General features: G+C 66.2%; 15 protein-coding genes. 11 read left to right on the top strand and 4 right to left on the bottom strand.

Features of this window, described 5'->3' with window-relative positions:
- Position 1: 1 nt before the first annotated feature.
- Positions 2-913 (top strand): restriction endonuclease, encoded by a 912-nt coding sequence (locus L286_RS34900; protein ID WP_021223368.1) that lies wholly within the window; start codon positions 2-4, stop codon positions 911-913.
- Positions 914-1,402: 489 nt separating this feature from the next.
- Here L286_RS34900 and L286_RS34895 read toward each other — a convergent pair whose 3' ends face one another.
- Positions 1,403-1,663: a DUF6356 family protein gene (locus tag L286_RS34895; RefSeq protein ID WP_020818670.1), complete on the bottom strand. Its 261-nt coding sequence runs from the start codon at positions 1,661-1,663 to the stop codon at positions 1,403-1,405.
- Between the two features lie 104 nt (positions 1,664-1,767).
- Between L286_RS34895 and L286_RS34890 the strand changes: the two genes are divergently transcribed.
- On the top strand, positions 1,768-2,955 hold the full coding sequence (locus tag L286_RS34890) for an aminotransferase (protein WP_020818671.1): 1,188 nt from the start codon (positions 1,768-1,770) through the stop codon (positions 2,953-2,955).
- Positions 2,956-3,039: 84 nt separating this feature from the next.
- Positions 3,040-4,473, top strand: a complete 1,434-nt coding sequence (locus L286_RS34885) for a DNA recombination protein RmuC (protein ID WP_020818672.1) — start codon at positions 3,040-3,042, stop codon at positions 4,471-4,473.
- A gap of 111 nt (positions 4,474-4,584) precedes the next feature.
- On the opposite strand, the gene L286_RS34880 is transcribed toward L286_RS34885, so the two are convergent.
- Positions 4,585-5,337 carry an SDR family NAD(P)-dependent oxidoreductase gene (locus L286_RS34880; RefSeq protein ID WP_020818673.1) on the bottom strand — a complete coding sequence of 251 codons (753 nt, stop codon included), beginning with the start codon at positions 5,335-5,337 and terminating at the stop codon, positions 4,585-4,587.
- 118 nt (positions 5,338-5,455) lie between these two features.
- Between L286_RS34880 and L286_RS34875 the strand changes: the two genes are divergently transcribed.
- From L286_RS34875 to L286_RS34845, 8 genes are all read left to right on the top strand, one after another.
- Complete coding sequence (locus L286_RS34875) at positions 5,456-6,073, top strand: TetR/AcrR family transcriptional regulator (protein ID WP_013039015.1); 618 nt, start codon at positions 5,456-5,458, stop codon at positions 6,071-6,073.
- Between the two features lie 2 nt (positions 6,074-6,075).
- The gene (locus tag L286_RS34870; protein WP_020818674.1) at positions 6,076-6,873 is read left to right on the top strand and encodes a helix-turn-helix transcriptional regulator; all 798 of its coding nucleotides are present in this window, start codon (positions 6,076-6,078) and stop codon (positions 6,871-6,873) included.
- Between the two features lie 66 nt (positions 6,874-6,939).
- Positions 6,940-7,362 (top strand): Zn-ribbon domain-containing OB-fold protein, encoded by a 423-nt coding sequence (locus L286_RS34865; RefSeq protein WP_020818675.1) that lies wholly within the window; start codon positions 6,940-6,942, stop codon positions 7,360-7,362.
- A complete protein-coding gene (locus L286_RS34860) occupies positions 7,359-8,507 on the top strand; it encodes a thiolase family protein (protein WP_020818676.1) in 1,149 nt (382 codons plus the stop codon). Before L286_RS34865 ends, L286_RS34860 begins: the two co-directional genes overlap by 4 nt.
- Positions 8,508-8,511: 4 nt before the next feature.
- Positions 8,512-9,690: an acyl-CoA dehydrogenase family protein gene (locus L286_RS34855; protein ID WP_020818677.1), complete on the top strand. Its 1,179-nt coding sequence runs from the start codon at positions 8,512-8,514 to the stop codon at positions 9,688-9,690.
- 18 nt (positions 9,691-9,708) lie between these two features.
- Positions 9,709-10,884 (top strand): acetyl-CoA C-acetyltransferase, encoded by a 1,176-nt coding sequence (locus tag L286_RS0124540; protein ID WP_013039011.1) that lies wholly within the window; start codon positions 9,709-9,711, stop codon positions 10,882-10,884.
- Positions 10,885-10,887: 3 nt separating this feature from the next.
- Complete coding sequence (locus L286_RS34850) at positions 10,888-11,886, top strand: acyl-CoA dehydrogenase family protein (RefSeq protein WP_020818679.1); 999 nt, start codon at positions 10,888-10,890, stop codon at positions 11,884-11,886.
- 11 nt (positions 11,887-11,897) lie between these two features.
- On the top strand, positions 11,898-12,644 hold the full coding sequence (locus L286_RS34845; protein ID WP_025161135.1) for an SDR family oxidoreductase: 747 nt from the start codon (positions 11,898-11,900) through the stop codon (positions 12,642-12,644).
- Between the two features lie 170 nt (positions 12,645-12,814).
- Here the strand turns inward: L286_RS34845 and L286_RS34840 are convergent, their stop codons facing one another.
- Both L286_RS34840 and L286_RS34835 read right to left on the bottom strand, forming a co-directional pair.
- A complete protein-coding gene (locus tag L286_RS34840) occupies positions 12,815-14,287 on the bottom strand; it encodes a DUF1254 domain-containing protein (RefSeq protein WP_051146796.1) in 1,473 nt (490 codons plus the stop codon).
- Between the two features lie 7 nt (positions 14,288-14,294).
- A complete protein-coding gene (locus L286_RS34835) occupies positions 14,295-15,593 on the bottom strand; it encodes a spinster family MFS transporter (protein WP_020818682.1) in 1,299 nt (432 codons plus the stop codon).
- Positions 15,594-15,641: the final 48 nt, after the last annotated feature.

Below are 15,641 nucleotides of genomic sequence, written 5' to 3'. Positions count from 1 at the left end.
TATGATGTCATTTCGTGAAGCTCAGGCGATCGAGGACCTCGCAGACCTCCTCTACGATTTCCTTCCCGGGAGCGGAAACAACAGGACCGCATTTCCGCTTGCCGCCGCACAGGCTGGCGTCGGCGATCTATGGGTCCCGGGCAGCAAGCGACCTGCCATGGTTCAACTCCTGACCGCGACGCTGGAACAGCGCAGGTCGTGCTTTACGAAATTGATCGTGGCGATCGTTCGCCAAGCGATGACCTACCGGCGGGGGAAGGGAAATCCGCTCAGTCGTGAAGAGATTGATCGACTCAACAGCCTTCTTCCCGGGGTGCAATTCAAGATCCCTGAGCTGCTCGATCCGAGCTTCCTAAGCAGCTTCGGCTCGCCAAAGGCCGCAGAGCGAGCGCCGCAGGCGTCGTCGACGCTGGGCGCGGAGAAGGAGCAGGAGCTCGCTGCGCTCCTCATCGAGATCACCAAGCTCGATCCCCAGGCGCGTGGTCTGCGTTTCGAGGGCTTTCTGAACGAGCTGTTCGCCGGGTTCGGGCTGGCGCCGCGCGGCTCTTTTCGGCTCGTCGGCGAGCAGATCGACGGGAGCTTCAAGCTGCACGGTCAGACCTACCTGGTTGAAGCAAAATGGCATGGGCCTCAGATCGGCTTTGCCGACCTGATGACCTTTTCGGGCAAGGTCGGTGGAAAGGCATCTTGGTCGCGCGGGCTGTTCGTCAGCAATTCCGGCTTCACGGCCGAGGGGCTGGAGGCGTTCTCGCGCGGACGCCAGACCAACCTCATATGCGCTGACGGGCTCGACCTCTATGAGGTGCTCTCGCGCAAGGTTTCACTCATCACCGTTTTGGAAGCCAAGGAGCGGCGTGCGGCCGAGACGAACCGGGCGTTCGTCGCTGTGCGGGACCTGAATCTTGGGGGATGATCGAGCCGCCATGACGGTATAACCACAGACGAGCCGTCGCTCGCACTTCGTAGCGTAGCGTACAGACGGTGGAGCTGGTCTGAGGGTCGTTCGGTGAGGCTTCTAAACCGTGTCCGGCGATAGATGGTGGAAGGTGGGTTTCGCAAGGACGGCCGAAAAAGCCAGTGATTTCAGCAGCGCGAGTTTTTGACGGGTTGGCTGACGGTATGGCGAGTCATGAAAAATATTTTGTGCTGCAATTTCAGGGCGTTATGCGGGTAGGAAATAATCGAGTGGGAGTAAAGCCGAAATAGCGAATGTCCGGGGGACATTCGCCGGCTTTACTCGGCCGTGTAAACGGCCGCGGGCAGGATTAATGACCGTCCGGGACGGTCATCCGATTTACTCGGCGGCGCAAGCCGCCGCAGCGATTGCAGGGCGACGGCAAGATGAAGTGAGTGCTCCTGCGAAGGCAGGAGCCCAGTCCAAGCGTTCCTGTCTATCTCGCCTTCAGATCTCATATTCCGGGCGCCATTGCGGGCTGAGATAGGCGGGTTCCGGAAGGTCCGGCTGGCGCTGCCGCATTTCGTCGTACAGCCGCTTCACCGTCGCGCTGCCGGTGCGGGTGAAGAAAGCCGGGACGAGCCCGTGGACCATGCAGGCCAGCCCCGCGCGCACCATCAGGAAGCCGAAGCGCGTCGCCACCTCGAAATGCCCGCCATAGCTTTCATGAACGTCTCTGGGATGTTTCAGGAAAAGGCGGTCGATCATGTCTGCTCAACTCGTGATCGTGGCAAAGCCGCACCCTAAGGCATAAGCGGGCGGCGGCAGAGGGCCGATTGCGCGGAACTTGACCCCTCGCCCCGAAAACCGGCATGTCGGCCGGCATGAGCGAACGCGACCCCCTGGGCCATCCCGTCTATCGGGACATGCCGACCACCATCTTCGAAAAAATGTCCGGCCGGGCGCGGGAGACGGGCGCGATCAACCTGGGGCAGGGCTTTCCCGACGCGCAGGGGCCGGAGGAGATATTGCGCGCCGCCGCCGACGCGCTGCTGACCCGGTCCAATCAATATCCGCCCATGGCCGGCCTTGCCGAACTGCGCGGGGCGGTGGCGGCGCATTATGCGCGGCATCAGGGGATCGACCTGTCGCCGCAGGAGGTGATCGTCACCTCCGGCGCGACGGAGGCGATCGCGGCCAGCCTGCTGGCGCTGGTCCGGCCCGGCGATGAAGTGCTGGTGCTGGCGCCGCTCTATGACGCCTATCTGCCGCTGATCGAGCGGGCGGGCGGCGTGGCGCGGGTGCTGCGGCTCACCCCGCCCGACTGGCGGATCGGGCGAGAGGCGCTGGCGGCGGCGGTCACGCCAAACACGCGCCTGCTGCTGATGAACAATCCGGTGAACCCGACCGGCATCGCCCTGCGCGAACAGGAACTGGCGCTGTTGGCGGAATTGTGCGTGGAAAACGACCTGATCGCCATTTGCGACGAGGTGTGGGAGCATGTCATCTATGACGGCGTCGCGCACAGGCCGCTGATCGGCTTTCCCGGCATGCGGGATCGGACGGTGAAGATCGGTTCGGCGGGCAAGATATTTTCCCTCACCGGCTGGAAGGTCGGCTGGATGTGCGCAGCCCCGGCCCTTGCGACGCTGCTTGCCCGCGCTCACCAGTTCATCACCTTCACCACGCCGCCCCACCTGCAATGGGCTGTGGCCGAGGGGCTGGCCAGGCCGGAAAGCTGGTTCGACGCCATGCGGGGCGCCTATCAGGCTTCCCGCGACCGTCTCGTCGCGGGGCTGCGCGGGGCGGGCTATGTCGTCAATGCCTGCGCGGCGACATGGTTCGTGACCGTCGACCTGCCCGCTTCCGGCATCGACATGGACGACGTCGCCTTTTGCGAGCGGATCATCGAGGAAGCGGGCGTGGCGGCGATCCCGATTTCCGCCTTCTATCCCGCTGAACCCGTGACGCACCTGGTCCGCCTCTGCTTTTCCAAGGCGGACGGGATATTGGACGAGGCCGCGGCGCGGCTGGCGGCTTTCCGCGCTTCCCTGATCTGAAGCGCGGCTAGCGACCGACTGATGCGGCTTGCGGCGGTGACGTCATGCGGCTAGGTTCACCTTTCGTTCTGTAAAGGGGCATATATGGACAGCCTGGCCGCCATTCTCGTCATTGTCGCCCTGGTCGCGGGGTTGGGGATCGGCTGGCTGGCGAAGGGCCGGTCCATGGCGCCGCTGCTGGCGGAAAAGGCCGATCTGGCGGGCAAGCTCGACATGGCGGCGACGCAGCGCAACGCGGCCATCCAGGAATTGGTGGTGGCGCAGGAGCGCGCGGCGCAGGCGGCGGACCTGGCGCGGAAGCTGGAGGCGGAGCGCGCCGGGCGGGAAGCGGCGGCGCGGGAACTGGCGGCTTTGCGGTCCGACGCGCAGGCGCGGGCGGAAGCCTTCGAAGCGCAGATCGCCGCGCTCAAGGACGCCAAGGAGCAGCTTTCGGCCCAGTTCAGCGAGATCGGCGGCAAGTTGCTGCACCAGGCGCAGAGCCATTTCCTGGAACGCGCCGACCAGCGCATGATGCAGGCGCATGAGAAAAGCGAGGCGCAGCTCAGGCAATTGCTGCATCCCGTCAACGAGACGATCCAGCGTTACGACCAGAAGATCACCCAGATAGAGCAGCAGCGGACGGAGGCCTACGGCATCCTGCGCGGCGAGATCGAATCGATGAAGACCGGGCAGGAAGCCGTGCGCGCCGAGGCGCAGCGGCTGGTCGATTCGCTGCGCCATGCGCCCAAGGCGCGCGGCCGCTGGGGCGAGCAGCAGTTGCGAAACGTGCTGGAGACATGCGGCCTTTCCGAACATGTGGATTTCCAGACCGAGGTGAGCGTGGAGGGCGAGGACGGCCGGCTGCGCCCCGACGCGATCCTGCGCGTGCCGGGCGGGCGGGCGCTGGTGATTGACGCCAAGGTGTCGTTGAATGCCTATCAGGACGCCTATGGCGCTGAGGGGGACGAGGAGCGGAAGCGGCTGCTGTCCGCCCACGCCGCCGCCATGCGGGCGCATGTCGAGACGCTGGGGCGGAAAAGCTATGCCGAACAGTTCGACGATGCGCCCGATTATGTGATCATGTTCGTGCCCGGCGAACATTTCCTGTCCGGCGCGCTGGAGCATGATCCGCAGCTTTGGGACCATGCCTTCGCAAAGCGGGTGCTGCTGGCGACGCCGACAAATCTGATCGCCATCGCCAGGACCGTCGCGGCGGTGTGGCGGCAGGAGAAGATGGCGGACGAGGCCAAGCGAATCGGCATGCTGGGCAAGGAACTGTACGAACGACTGGCCGGGGCGGCCGGGTCGCTCAAGAAGCTGGGCAATCGGCTGAACGGGGCCGTGGCGGATTACAACAGTTTCGTCGGCAGCTTCGAGGGCCGCGTTTTGGTGACGGGCCGCAAGCTGCGCGACCTCAACATCGAGACGGGCGGCAAGGAACTGGAGGAGTTGGAGCCGGTGGAGGCGCTGGTCCGCGAACCGTCTTCGGCTGAGGCGGTGCGGGCTTTGCCGGATGCGCTGCCGGATGCGGCGGAATAGCTTTACCCGCGCATGATGTTAGCCGACTAACTGTTTCAGGGTGGAGCGGAATGTCGAGATCGGGCATGGGGGCTGGCTCCTGCCTTCGCAGGAGCACGGGGTCGTCCGCCCTCAAAGACCGCTGACGAGGTGCCCGCCATCCACCGCGATGACCGCGCCGGTCATGTAGCGCGACTGGTCGGAACATAGCAGCAGGAGCGGCCCATCCAGATCGTGCATCTGGCCGAGTCGCTTCTGCGGTATGCGCGAAATGAGCCGCTGACCTGCATCGGACGCGAAGAAGTCGCGGTTCAGGTCCGTCTCGATATAGCCGGGCGCGAGCGCGTTGACCCGGATGTCGAACGCCGCCCATTCCAGCGCGAGCGCCTTCGTCAACTGGATGAGGCCGGCCTTGCTGGCGGCATAGGCGGCCAACCCCTTGGACACGCGTTCCCCCAGGATCGAGGCGACGTTGACGATCGTTCCCCCTTGGCCCCGCATCATGCGCGCCGCCTGCTGGGCCACGAGGAAGGCGCCGGTCAGATTGGGCTGGAGCACCTGCGACCACTCGGACGCGCTGAGATCGAGCGCCGCGCGCGTGTGGGCTACGCCAGCATTGTTGACGAGGATCGAGAGCGGCGCCGCAAGGTCGCGCTCGATTTGCCCGAAGGCTGCCGCCACCGCGTTCGGATCGGTCACGTCCATGGCGACGGGAATGCATGTGCCGCCCTGCCGCCCGATCTCATCGGAGAGCGCAGAGAGCGCGTCGACTCGGCGCGCCGCCGCCACGACCGTCGCCCCTTCCCGCGCCAGCAGGCGAGCGAAATGCCGGCCCAAACCCGAACTCGCCCCCGTGACCAGCGCCGTCTTGCCCTCAACTTGCATTGTCCGCTCCCTCGCGCTTGCATTCTCGTCATCCAGCCCTATCCCTAGGAGGAACCGACCAGACGGTCGACTTACCTTTGTGAGAGGTAGGAACGCAGAACAGGGAACAGAGCCGGCAATGGCGCGAGAAGCAGCAAAGAAACGGCAGACGACCGAAGCGCATGACGAGAAGCGCAACGAGATATTGAGGCATTGCGCAACGCTGTTCGACCGGGTGGGATATCACAAGGCGTCGATGCAGATGCTGGCGGATGAGGTGGGCCTCGGCAAGCCGACGCTCTACCATTATTTCCCCAGCAAGAACGCCATCCTCTTCGCGATGCACGACGCGCATATGAGCGCGCTGCTGGCCGGGCTCGACGAGGAAGGGGGATCGGACGATCCGCTGGGCCGCCTGCGCGCCGCTTGCATCGACATCCTGCGGCAGATCGCGGAGCATCCGGGTTATGTCCGGGCGTTCATGGACCATTATGAGGATCTGGAAGGCAAGATGCGCGACCATATCCGGGCGCAGCGCAACGCCTATCTGCAGCGGGTGCGCGGCATCATCGAGCAGGGGATCGCGAACGGCCATTTCCGCCAGTGCGACCCGGGGCTCACCACCTTGGGCTTCCTCGGCATGTGCAACTGGGCCTATAAATGGTATCCTCCCCTGGCCAAGCGCAGATCGCCGGAGGACGTCGCCGACGCGATCTGCAAGCCCTTTTTCGAGGGGCTGAGCCTGAAGGACCGCTGATCATGTCCGCTGCCGGCCGCTCCTGCACGATGCCGTCCGCCGCCCTGATCGACGCGGTCCGCTTTTCGGAACCGGGGGGCATAGGGCCGGCGGCGGAGCGGCTGCGCGATGCGGTGATGGACCTTTGCGGGCTTCGCACGGCGGTCACGCATAATGTGGCCTCCCGCGAACCGATGCGTGACGGAAATGGCGCTGTGCTCGCCAGCGAGATATTCGGTTTTCGCGGCGAGGAGCCGCGTTGGTGGGAGGTGCCTCAGCTTGCCCTTTCCTCGCCCATCGTTCACGCCTGCCGGGTGGAGGCCGAACCGTTTTGGTGCAACGCCCATGGCTTTTTCACCCGCCTGCCCAACCCGCTGCTCGACGTGATCGACCTGCACGATTTCCGCATCCGGGCCATGACGGCGGCGGCGATCGTGGTTCCGATCCACCTGCCCTTCGGGCAGATCGGCGCGGCGAGCTTCCTCTCGCCCGAGCCGGAGGCCAATGACCTGTCCGATGCTTATGCCTGCGCCGCGGATGCTCTGGCGGTGCTGGCGCGGGCCTTCGTGCAAAGCTATGTCAAGGTGACGGCGCGGGCGCGCCCCGGTCTGGGGAGCATATCCCTGACCAAGCGCGAGGTGGAATGCCTGCGCTGGGCGGCTGCCGGGAAGACGAACGAGGAAATAGGCATCATCCTGGGCCTGCAACGCACCACAGTGCGGTTCCATATCCGATCGGCGTCGGTGAAGCTGGATGCCGTGAACCGCGACCAGACGATGTTCAAGGCGGCGCAGCTCGGCTTCCTGGGCATGATAAACTAGCCCCTGTCGCATTGGTCAGAAGCCGACCGAACGGTCGGGCGCTATGTCTTCGGAAGGAGATAAGCGATGCCCGACACCCCGCCCGTTCCGATAGCCGACGGCCTCATCTGCCCCGACGCAGACGGCATTGCGCTGCTTGCCTCCAGAGAGCGGGCAACCCATCGCCTGTGCTTTCCGGCACGGCCGGAAGACGACACGCGCTATGACCGCGTCCTGCTGCCGCGCACGGGCCGGCTCTGGTCGTGGACTGTCCAGCGCTTCCGCCCCAAGTCGCCGCCCTATGCCGGCCCGGAAGCGTTCGAGCCTTACGCTGTGGGCTATGTCGAACTGGATGGGGCGCTGATCGTCGAAGGCCGCCTGGTCGACGTAGCGTTCGATGATCTGGCGATCGGCATGGCGATGCGCGTCGTGCCGCTGCCCTTCCCGCTGGCGGACGGCACAGTGCGCACCAGCTTCGGCTTCGCACCGGACGGGAGCGCCGGGATATGAGCGAGGACGTCTTCATCGTCGGCGCGGGCATCCATCCCTTCGGCCGCACGCCCGGCCTTTCGGGCCTTCAGCAGGGCGTCTTCGCCGTCCGCCAGGCGCTCGAACGCGCAGGGCTGGCATGGCGCGATATCCAGTTCGCGTTCGGCGGATCGGACGCCGCCGGGAATGCGGACACGATGGTGTCGGAACTGGGGCTGACCGGCATCCCCTTCATCAACGTCGCCAACGGGTGCGCGACTGGCGGTTCGGCCATGTTCGGCGCCTACAGCACGATCAAGTCCGGCGAGTTCGATCTTGGCCTCGCCGTAGGTTTCGACAAGCACCCGCGAGGCTCCTTCTCGCCCCTGCCGGCGGACTGGGGGTTGCCGGACTGGTATGGCGAGACGGGGCTGATGCTGACCACCCAGTTCTTCGCCATGAAGATCCAGCGTTATATGAGCCTCTACGAAATCACCCCGCGCATGCTGGGCGCGGTCGCGGAAAAGGCATTCGCCAACGGCGTCCTCGCCGATCATGCCTGGCGGCGCGAAGCGGTGGACATCGACACCATCCTCCATTCGCAGATGGTCAGCGATCCGCTCACCAAATTCATGTTCTGCTCGCCGGGGGAGGGCGCGGTGGCGCTGTTGCTGGCGAGCGGCAGGAAAGCGCGCGAACTCGGCCTGCCCGCGGTGCGGTTGCGTGCGACCGCGGTTCGTACCCGGCCGCCGGGATCGTTCGAGGTCTTTTCGCCAGCGCTTGATCTGGAGCGCGGCGGCTCGCCCACCAGCGTCGCGTCTCAGGCAGCCTATGACATGGCAGGCGTCGGCCCCGAGGACATCGACATCGCGCAGCTTCAGGATACGGAGGCGGGGGCCGAGATCATGCACATGGCCGAAAACGGGTTCTGCGCCGATGGCGAGCAGGCCGCATGGATCGCCGAGGGCCGCACGCAGATCGACGGCAGCCTGCCGGTCAACACCGATGGCGGGTGCCTCGCCTGTGGGGAGCCGATCGGCGCATCGGGGCTTCGCCAGGTCTACGAAAATTATGTGCAACTGATCGGGCAGGCGGGCGCGCGGCAGGCTCCGGGCAAGCTGCGCCTGGGCTACAGCCATGTCTATGGCGCGCCGGGCGTGTCCGCTGTCGCCATCGTGGAGCGCTGAGGCCATGGACCTGGCGCTTACATCAGAGCAGCGCGCCTTCCGCGAGGAGGTGCGCGCTTTCCTCGCCGCATCGCTCTCGCCCAAGCTTCGGCGCGGGGCCGCGCTGACGTCCGGCGTCTTCGCAGAGCCCGATATCGCACGCGAATGGCAGGCGATATTGGAAGCGAAGGGATGGCTGGTCTATCACTGGCCGGACCATGCAGGCGGGCCGGGATGGACGCCTGTCCAGCGCTGGATCTTCGAGAAGGAATGCGCGGAGGCAAACGCTCCGGTCCTGCCCGGCATGGGCCTGAAGCTGGTGGGGCCGGTGCTCTACACCTATGGCACCCCGGCGCAGAAGGACCATTATCTCCCGCGCCTGCGCACGGCCGAGCATATTTGGGCGCAGGGTTTTTCGGAGCCCGGCTCCGGCTCCGACCTCGCGAGCCTGCGGACCCGCGCCGTGCGCGACGGCGACCATTATGTCGTGTCGGGCCACAAGATCTGGACCACGCAGGCGCACTATGCGAACCGGCTGTTCGCCCTGGTCCGCACCGACCCGCATGTGAAGCCGCAACAGGGCATCAGTTTCCTGCTGATCGACATGGCGCTGCCCGGCGTGACGGTGAAGCCGATCCTCAGCGCATCGGGCGATCACGAGTTGAACGAGGTCTTCCTCGACGAGGTGCGCGTGCCGGTCTCGGACCGTGTCGGCGAAGAGGGGCAAGGCTGGTCTATCGCCAAGTTCCTGCTGGAGAATGAGCGGGGCGGGTCCAGCTTCGCCCCGGCGATCCTGGCCGATCTTGCCCGGTTGCGCACATCGATGGGGCCGCTGACCGGCGAACTGGCGGACCGCGCCGTCTGGCTTCAACTGGAAGCGGAAGCGCTGGAGATGACCGAACTGCGGACGCTGATCGAGATCGAGCATGGCGCCGCGCCCGACCCACGCAGCCTGACCACCAAGCTGCTGGCGTCCGAGATCCGGCAGGGCGTGGAGGCGCTGGCGGTCGACGCCTTCGGCCTCGCCGGTCTTCAACTGCCGGTCGAGCGTCCCTTTTACGGCGAGGCCATGCCCACACCCATCGGTTCGCCTGAAGCGCAGGTCGCGGCCGCCCGCTACCTCAACGCCCGCGCCTGGTCGATCTTCGGCGGCACCAGCGAAATCCAGCTCACACTCATCGCGAAGGCCGCGCTCGGCCTTTAGACACAAGAAGGATGCATCATGCCTGAAGCCTATATCGTTTCCGCTCGCCGCACCGCCGGGGGCCGCCGCAACGGCCGCCTTGCCGGCTGGCACCCCGCCGATCTTGGCGCTCTGGTGCTGGACGCTCTGGTCGCCGACGCCGGTGTCGATCCGGCCGCGATCGACGATGTGATCATCGGTTGCGTCAGCCAGGTGGGCGAGCAGACCTTCGCCTTCGGCCGCAACATCGTGCTCGCCTCCAGCCTGCCCGACAGCGTGCCGGCGGTGACGATCGACCGGCAGTGCGGCTCGTCCCAGCAGGCCGTGCATTTCGCGGCGCAGGCGGTCATGTCGGGCCTTCAGGACATCGTGATCGCAGGGGGCGTCGAAAGCATGACGCGCGTGCCGATGGGCTCCCCCATCACGCTGGCCAAGGCGGGCGGCATCGGCGCCAACCCCTTCTCCGAGGCGATCCAGAAGCGCTATGGCGTGGAGATGTTCAGCCAGTTCCACGGCGCGCAGATGATCGCCGACAAATATGGCTTCACCCGCGACGACCATGACAGGTTCGCGCTCGCCAGCCACCGGAAAGCGGCGGCGGCCATGAATGCAGGCGCGTTCGACGCCGAGATCGTTCCGGTGCCCGTCGTCACGGCGGAAGGAGAGCAGGCGATCCACGACCGCGACGAAGGCGTCCGCGCCGATGCGTCGATGGAGTCGATCGGTTCGGTCAAGCTGCTGAGCGAGGGCGGCACGCTGTCCGCGGCGACCGCGAGCCAGATCTGCGACGGCGCGAGCGGCGTGCTCGTCGCGTCCGAAGCCGCCGTCAGGGCGCATGGCCTGAAACCCATCGCCCGCATCGTCAACCTGGCGGTGACGGCGGGCGACCCGGTCATCATGCTGGAGGAGCCGATCCCGGCGACGCGGCGGGTTCTCGACCGCGCCGGCATGACGATGAAGGACATCGATCTTTTCGAAGTGAACGAGGCCTTCGCGTCGATCCCCATGGCATGGATGAAGGCGCTCGACGCCGACCCGGAGAGGCTGAACGTCAACGGAGGCGCCATCGCGCTCGGCCATCCGCTCGGCGCCACTGGCACGAAGCTGATGGCGACGCTGATCCATGCGCTGAAGGCGCGGGGCCAGCGCTACGGTCTCCAGACCATGTGCGAAGGCGGCGGCATCGCCAACGCCTCGATCATCGAGGTGCTCTGAGCCATGAACCTCGCGCTCAGCGATGAGCAGGCGATGGTCCGCGACATGGTCCGCCGTTTTCTGGCGGACCGATATGACGCGACGACCATGGCGAAAGGGCCGATGTCTCCCGACGACTGGCGCGCATTGGGGGAACTCGGCCTTTTCGCCCTGCTGACGCCGGAGCAGGCAGGCGGCCTGGGCGGCGGCGCGGCGGAGGTGATGATCGTCTCCGAAGAGATGGGGCGCGCCCTTGCGATCACCCCGCTGGCCGAGGCCATCCTGCTGTGCGGCCGGGCCATCGCTGGCAGTGCCGCCGCCGAAGAATGGGGCGACAGGCTGATGCAGGGGGACGCCCTGCTCGCATTCGCGCCGGGTGGCGCGCTTGTGGACGGAAGGCTCCGCGGATCGGCGGCCATTGTCCGGGACGGCATGAATGCCGCCGCCTTTGTCGTGGAGACCGAGGCAGGCGCGCTTATGCTCGTCGACGGGCAGGACAGCGGAGTCCGCAGGACGCCGGTTCGCCTGGTCGACGGCAGCATGGCGGCCCATGTGCGATTCGATGCGGTGCAGGCCCAGCCGCTCACCGTTCCGGCGGGCATGTGGGCGGAGGCCCAAGCCCTGGCCCGCCTGTCGATCGTCGCCGAGTTAGTGGGCGCGATGGCGAGCTTGCTCGACCTGACCGTCGATTATGTCAGGCAGCGCCACCAGTTCGGCAAGCCGATCGCGAGCTTTCAGGTCGTCCAGCATCGCTGCGCCCGGATGTACACCTGGTTGGAGCAGTCCCGATCCTTGCTTTTGAAGGCGGCCCTGGCCGAGGAGGAAGCGCGGGTCCGGGCCGTGACGGCGGCGAGGGCCTATATTGCCGACGCTGCCTTGAAACTCGCGGAGGAGGCAGTGCAGTTGCATGGCGGCATGGGCGTGACCGATGAACTCGCGGTCGGGCGAGGGCTGCGCCGCGTGCTGCTGCTGTCGCGCCTCCATGGCGGGGGAATAGCGGCTCGCGTCGCCCTGGCGGCGTGACGGGATCGGCCATGGCGATGAAAGGCAGGGTTGAAGGAAAGGTCGTCCTCATCACCGGCGCGGCGCACGGGCTGGGCAAGGCCGATGCCGAGGCGCTGGCGCGCGAGGGCGCGCGGGTGATCGTCGCCGACGTCGACGAGGAGGAAGCGCAGCAGGTCGCCGACATGCTTCCGACAGCGATGGCGCTCCGCCTGGACGTGACCTGCGAAGCGCAATGGCAGGCCGCGTTGACGAAAATCATGCAGGCCTATGGCCGGCTCGATGCGCTGGTCAACAATGCGGGCATTGCCGCCTTTGAAACGGTCGAGCAGTCGTCGCTGGAGGCATTCCGCCGCGTGATGGCCGTTTCGGCGGAAGGGACGTTCCTGGGATGCAAGACCTGCCTGCCGGCGCTGGCGGCCAGCGGCGCGGGATCGATCGTCAACATCGCGTCGGTGGCCGCGATCCGGGGCAATCCGGCCGTGTTCGCCTATAGCGCGGCGAAGGGCGCCGTGCTCTCCATGACGCGCAGCCTGATCGTGCATTGCCAGCAGCAGGGCTATCCCGTTCGCGCCAATGTGGTTCTCCCCGGATCGCACGATACGCAGATGGTTCGCGAAGCCTATCGCTTCGCCGCGCCCGAATTGCGCGAAGCCGCCCGCAAGCACGAAGGACAGCCGGAGCATGTCGCCGACCTGGTCCTGTTCCTGGTGTCGGATGAGTCGGCCCGGTTGAACGGCGCGGAGATCGTCATCGACAATGGCCGGACCGTGGCCTGATGCTAGGCTGTATCGACATTCAGCCCTGACGGCCTGCAAATGGTTGAAGCGAGTCACGTGCCTCGCTTCAATTTCCGTGCTTCCGGTGCTCACCTACTTTGAGTAGGCTGCGCGCCGGGTCACGGAAAATCGCCATTTTCGGCTCGCCATCTTCTGAATGTCGATACAGCCTAGGGCGCCCCACAGCCTCCTGAGGCAGGCGGGACGTTTATGGCAATCGGCTGGATGGCTGGCGGATGCCATCCCCCCTCCGCCGCCTTTGCCTTGGGCCGGTAAAGGCGCATCATCAGCATAAATGGTTCGCGCGGAGCGGGCAGCCAGTTCGCCCGCTTGTCCGCGCCGGGATCGTCATTCTGGATGAGAAGGCGAAGCGATCCGTCCGGCCCATAGGCAAGGCCCGGCGTCCGGTCGCCGATCGAGTAGCGATCGATCGGATTGGCGGCCAGAAAACCTTTCTCATAATAAAGCGTGATGGACCAGAAGCCGTCCACCGGCGGCAGATCCTGCTTGCGAAAGCACAGGGCGTAGTTGTTCCGACCGTCGAGCTGTCGCCCCTGCGCATCGAGATGGGCGACCGGATAAAGCGCTTCGCCCTTGTCCAGCACATAGATCTGGTCCATCGCCACGGCTGCGCGCAACAGGAAATCCCGGCCGAAGCGGGAGCCGGCATAGCTGGTCGACCAGCCGCCCGAAAGCGTGCCGAGATGACGCGTCTTCTCCCGAATGATGGCAAGGCCATCGGCGACGCCACGCTCGATGGCTGCACGCTCGTCCGGCGGCAGATGCGCGTAGCGGAAGCCGTTTTCGACGGTGAGGCCGATCCGGCGCAGGGATGCGACCAGGCCGGCATCCTCTTTCGATACGCGCCAGTCTTCAAGCACCGTGCCCAGGCTGGCCAGGAGCTTCAGGCCATCGGGCACGTCCTTCCTGTCGCCTGCCAGGGCGCGCTGCGATGTTATCGGCGCTTCGGTCAGGCGTCCCCTCTCAGACCATTGGCGCAGCCTTATCGCATCCTGAAGGCGATGTACGTTCGGCAGGTCCTGCGATCCGTCGACGAGGATGCGTCCCGCCACCATGAGGTAGCGCTGCGCGCTGCGGACGACTTTTACGCCCTTCGGGATTTCTCCGCGATAGTCCGGCCCGACGATGAAGATCGGCGGAAGCCGCCCGCCATGGCTGCTCTGACCATAGGATTGCCGCGTCTCGCTGTCGGCGTCGCCGAACTGAAAGACATAGTAGCGTGTCCCGAAGTCCGGCGTGTCGAGCTGAAACGGCCCTGCCTGCATGTCCAGGAAGGCGAGGCTGTAGAGCGTGTCGTTGTTCGGCGCGACGCCGATCCGCGTGTCGGGTCCGGCAAGGTCGCGCGCCTGCCCAATCCGGTTGATCGGCGCGGTGGCGAGCGTCGTCGGGCGAGGTGCGAAAGGATGCTCCGGCTGGGTTGCCTTCTGCCGCAACTGCGCCGCCCGAACCAGGGGGTAGCCCCAGACAGTGGCGCGGACGGCCAGCGTGTAAGGGTCGGTGCTTGCGCCGGCAAATATCTGCCGCGTGTTCGTCGCGTTCTGGAGCGGCCCTGCCTGGAGCGGCTGGGCAACGACGCTCAGCAGAGAGGCGAACAACAGCATCAGAGAACGGACTGGCGGCATGGAAGGTTCAATGCTCCTTGAGATCTCCCGCGTAGAAGCGGGATGCCCAGGCGATGCTGCCGGCGCCCGCGAGCGAGAACAGCACCACGGCCGACAGCGCGTAACGCAGCGATGTGTCCTGCATGCCGTCCGCCGCTGCCAGATGATCGCTGAGGAACCCCGTCACCGCCGGCCCCAGGCCCAGCCCGAACAGGTTGAAAACCAGCAGGGTCACGGCCGAGGTCAATGCCCGGATGCGCGTCGGGACGACAGACTGCGGGACGCCTATGATCGGGCCGTAATAGAAGAACATCAGCATGGTCGCCAGGAAGCCGAACGCCAGCGATGCGGTCAGCGAAGGGATCAGGAACTGGACCAGCGCGGCGGGGACCATCAGGAGCATCGCGGCGGCGCTCACCCAGACGCGGCCCGCCGGATTGCGCGATCCCGCCGCGTCCGACAGGCGGCCGCCCAGATAGATGCCGATACCGCCGCCCAGCCCGTTCATCAGCGCCAGCCAGGAGGCGACGTCGGCAAGCGGCATCTGGTGGACGCGCATGTAGAAGGGCGCGGACCAGCTCATCATCGCATATTGGGCGAAGGCATGGAGGGTCGTGCCGATCAGCATGTAGCGATAGGTCCGCAGCCGCCACAGGAAGCGCATGGCTTCGCCGAGGGGCGGCGCTTTTTCCGTTCTCGCTGAAAGGCCGGACCCCGTCCGCGCAGGTTCCCGCACGAGCAGCAGGACGAGCGGCGCCAGGGCCAGCCCTGCGACGCCGATCACCCCGAAGGCGAGACGCCACCCCAGCGCGGCGGCGATCCAGCCGCCCGACGCATAGCCGAGCATGATCCCGGCCGGGAGCGCCAGTCCCCACAGGGCGAGCGCCGTGACCCGCTTTTCGGGCGGGTAGTAATCGGCGATGATGGAATGGGAAGCGGGCACGGAACCGGCTTCCCCCAGCGCGACGCCGATGCGGAACGCGACCAGCGAGCCGAAGCCGGTCGCCAGGCCCGAAAGCGCGGTCATGCCGCTCCAGGTGGCGAGCGAGGCGGCGATGATGTTGCGGCGATTGAAGCGGTCCGCCAGCCGCGCGATGGGAACGGACAGCGTCGCGTAGAACAGCGCGAAGGCAAGGCCGGTGAGCAGTCCGAGCTGGCCGTCGCTCAGCCCCAGCTCGCGCTTGATCGGTTCCTGAAGCACCGACAGGACCGTGCGATCGATATAGTTGAACATCGACACCAGCCCCAGCATGACCAGCATCGTCCGGCGCAACCCGGCGGCGGAGGTCGTCGGCGGGGCGGTAAGTCCGATGGGAGGGCTGTTCATGCGACTACCTCTTTAAAGGCTCTTTGATTGAAGGGAGGCCCGCTTTGG

The sequence above is a fragment of the Sphingobium sp. HDIP04 genome (assembly GCF_000445085.1).
Taxonomy (GTDB): domain Bacteria; phylum Pseudomonadota; class Alphaproteobacteria; order Sphingomonadales; family Sphingomonadaceae; genus Sphingobium; species Sphingobium indicum.
The sequence above is the reverse complement of the archived record's forward strand: the minus strand, read 5'-3'. Positions and strand labels throughout refer to the sequence as shown.

Bases quoted from the DNA above. Each gene is read 5' to 3' on its own strand.
- L286_RS34900 (WP_021223368.1), top strand. From the start codon at position 2: ATGATGTCATTTCGTGAAGCTCAGGCGATCGAGGACCTCGCAGACCTC.
- L286_RS34895 (WP_020818670.1), bottom strand. From the start codon at position 1,663: ATGATCGACCGCCTTTTCCTGAAACATCCCAGAGACGTTCATGAAAGC.
- L286_RS34890 (WP_020818671.1), top strand. From the start codon at position 1,768: ATGTCGGCCGGCATGAGCGAACGCGACCCCCTGGGCCATCCCGTCTAT.
- L286_RS34885 (WP_020818672.1), top strand. From the start codon at position 3,040: ATGGACAGCCTGGCCGCCATTCTCGTCATTGTCGCCCTGGTCGCGGGG.
- L286_RS34880 (WP_020818673.1), bottom strand. From the start codon at position 5,337: ATGCAAGTTGAGGGCAAGACGGCGCTGGTCACGGGGGCGAGTTCGGGT.
- L286_RS34875 (WP_013039015.1), top strand. From the start codon at position 5,456: ATGGCGCGAGAAGCAGCAAAGAAACGGCAGACGACCGAAGCGCATGAC.
- L286_RS34870 (WP_020818674.1), top strand. From the start codon at position 6,076: ATGTCCGCTGCCGGCCGCTCCTGCACGATGCCGTCCGCCGCCCTGATC.
- L286_RS34865 (WP_020818675.1), top strand. From the start codon at position 6,940: ATGCCCGACACCCCGCCCGTTCCGATAGCCGACGGCCTCATCTGCCCC.
- L286_RS34860 (WP_020818676.1), top strand. From the start codon at position 7,359: ATGAGCGAGGACGTCTTCATCGTCGGCGCGGGCATCCATCCCTTCGGC.
- L286_RS34855 (WP_020818677.1), top strand. From the start codon at position 8,512: ATGGACCTGGCGCTTACATCAGAGCAGCGCGCCTTCCGCGAGGAGGTG.
- L286_RS0124540 (WP_013039011.1), top strand. From the start codon at position 9,709: ATGCCTGAAGCCTATATCGTTTCCGCTCGCCGCACCGCCGGGGGCCGC.
- L286_RS34850 (WP_020818679.1), top strand. From the start codon at position 10,888: ATGAACCTCGCGCTCAGCGATGAGCAGGCGATGGTCCGCGACATGGTC.
- L286_RS34845 (WP_025161135.1), top strand. From the start codon at position 11,898: ATGGCGATGAAAGGCAGGGTTGAAGGAAAGGTCGTCCTCATCACCGGC.
- L286_RS34840 (WP_051146796.1), bottom strand. From the start codon at position 14,287: ATGCCGCCAGTCCGTTCTCTGATGCTGTTGTTCGCCTCTCTGCTGAGC.
- L286_RS34835 (WP_020818682.1), bottom strand. From the start codon at position 15,593: ATGAACAGCCCTCCCATCGGACTTACCGCCCCGCCGACGACCTCCGCC.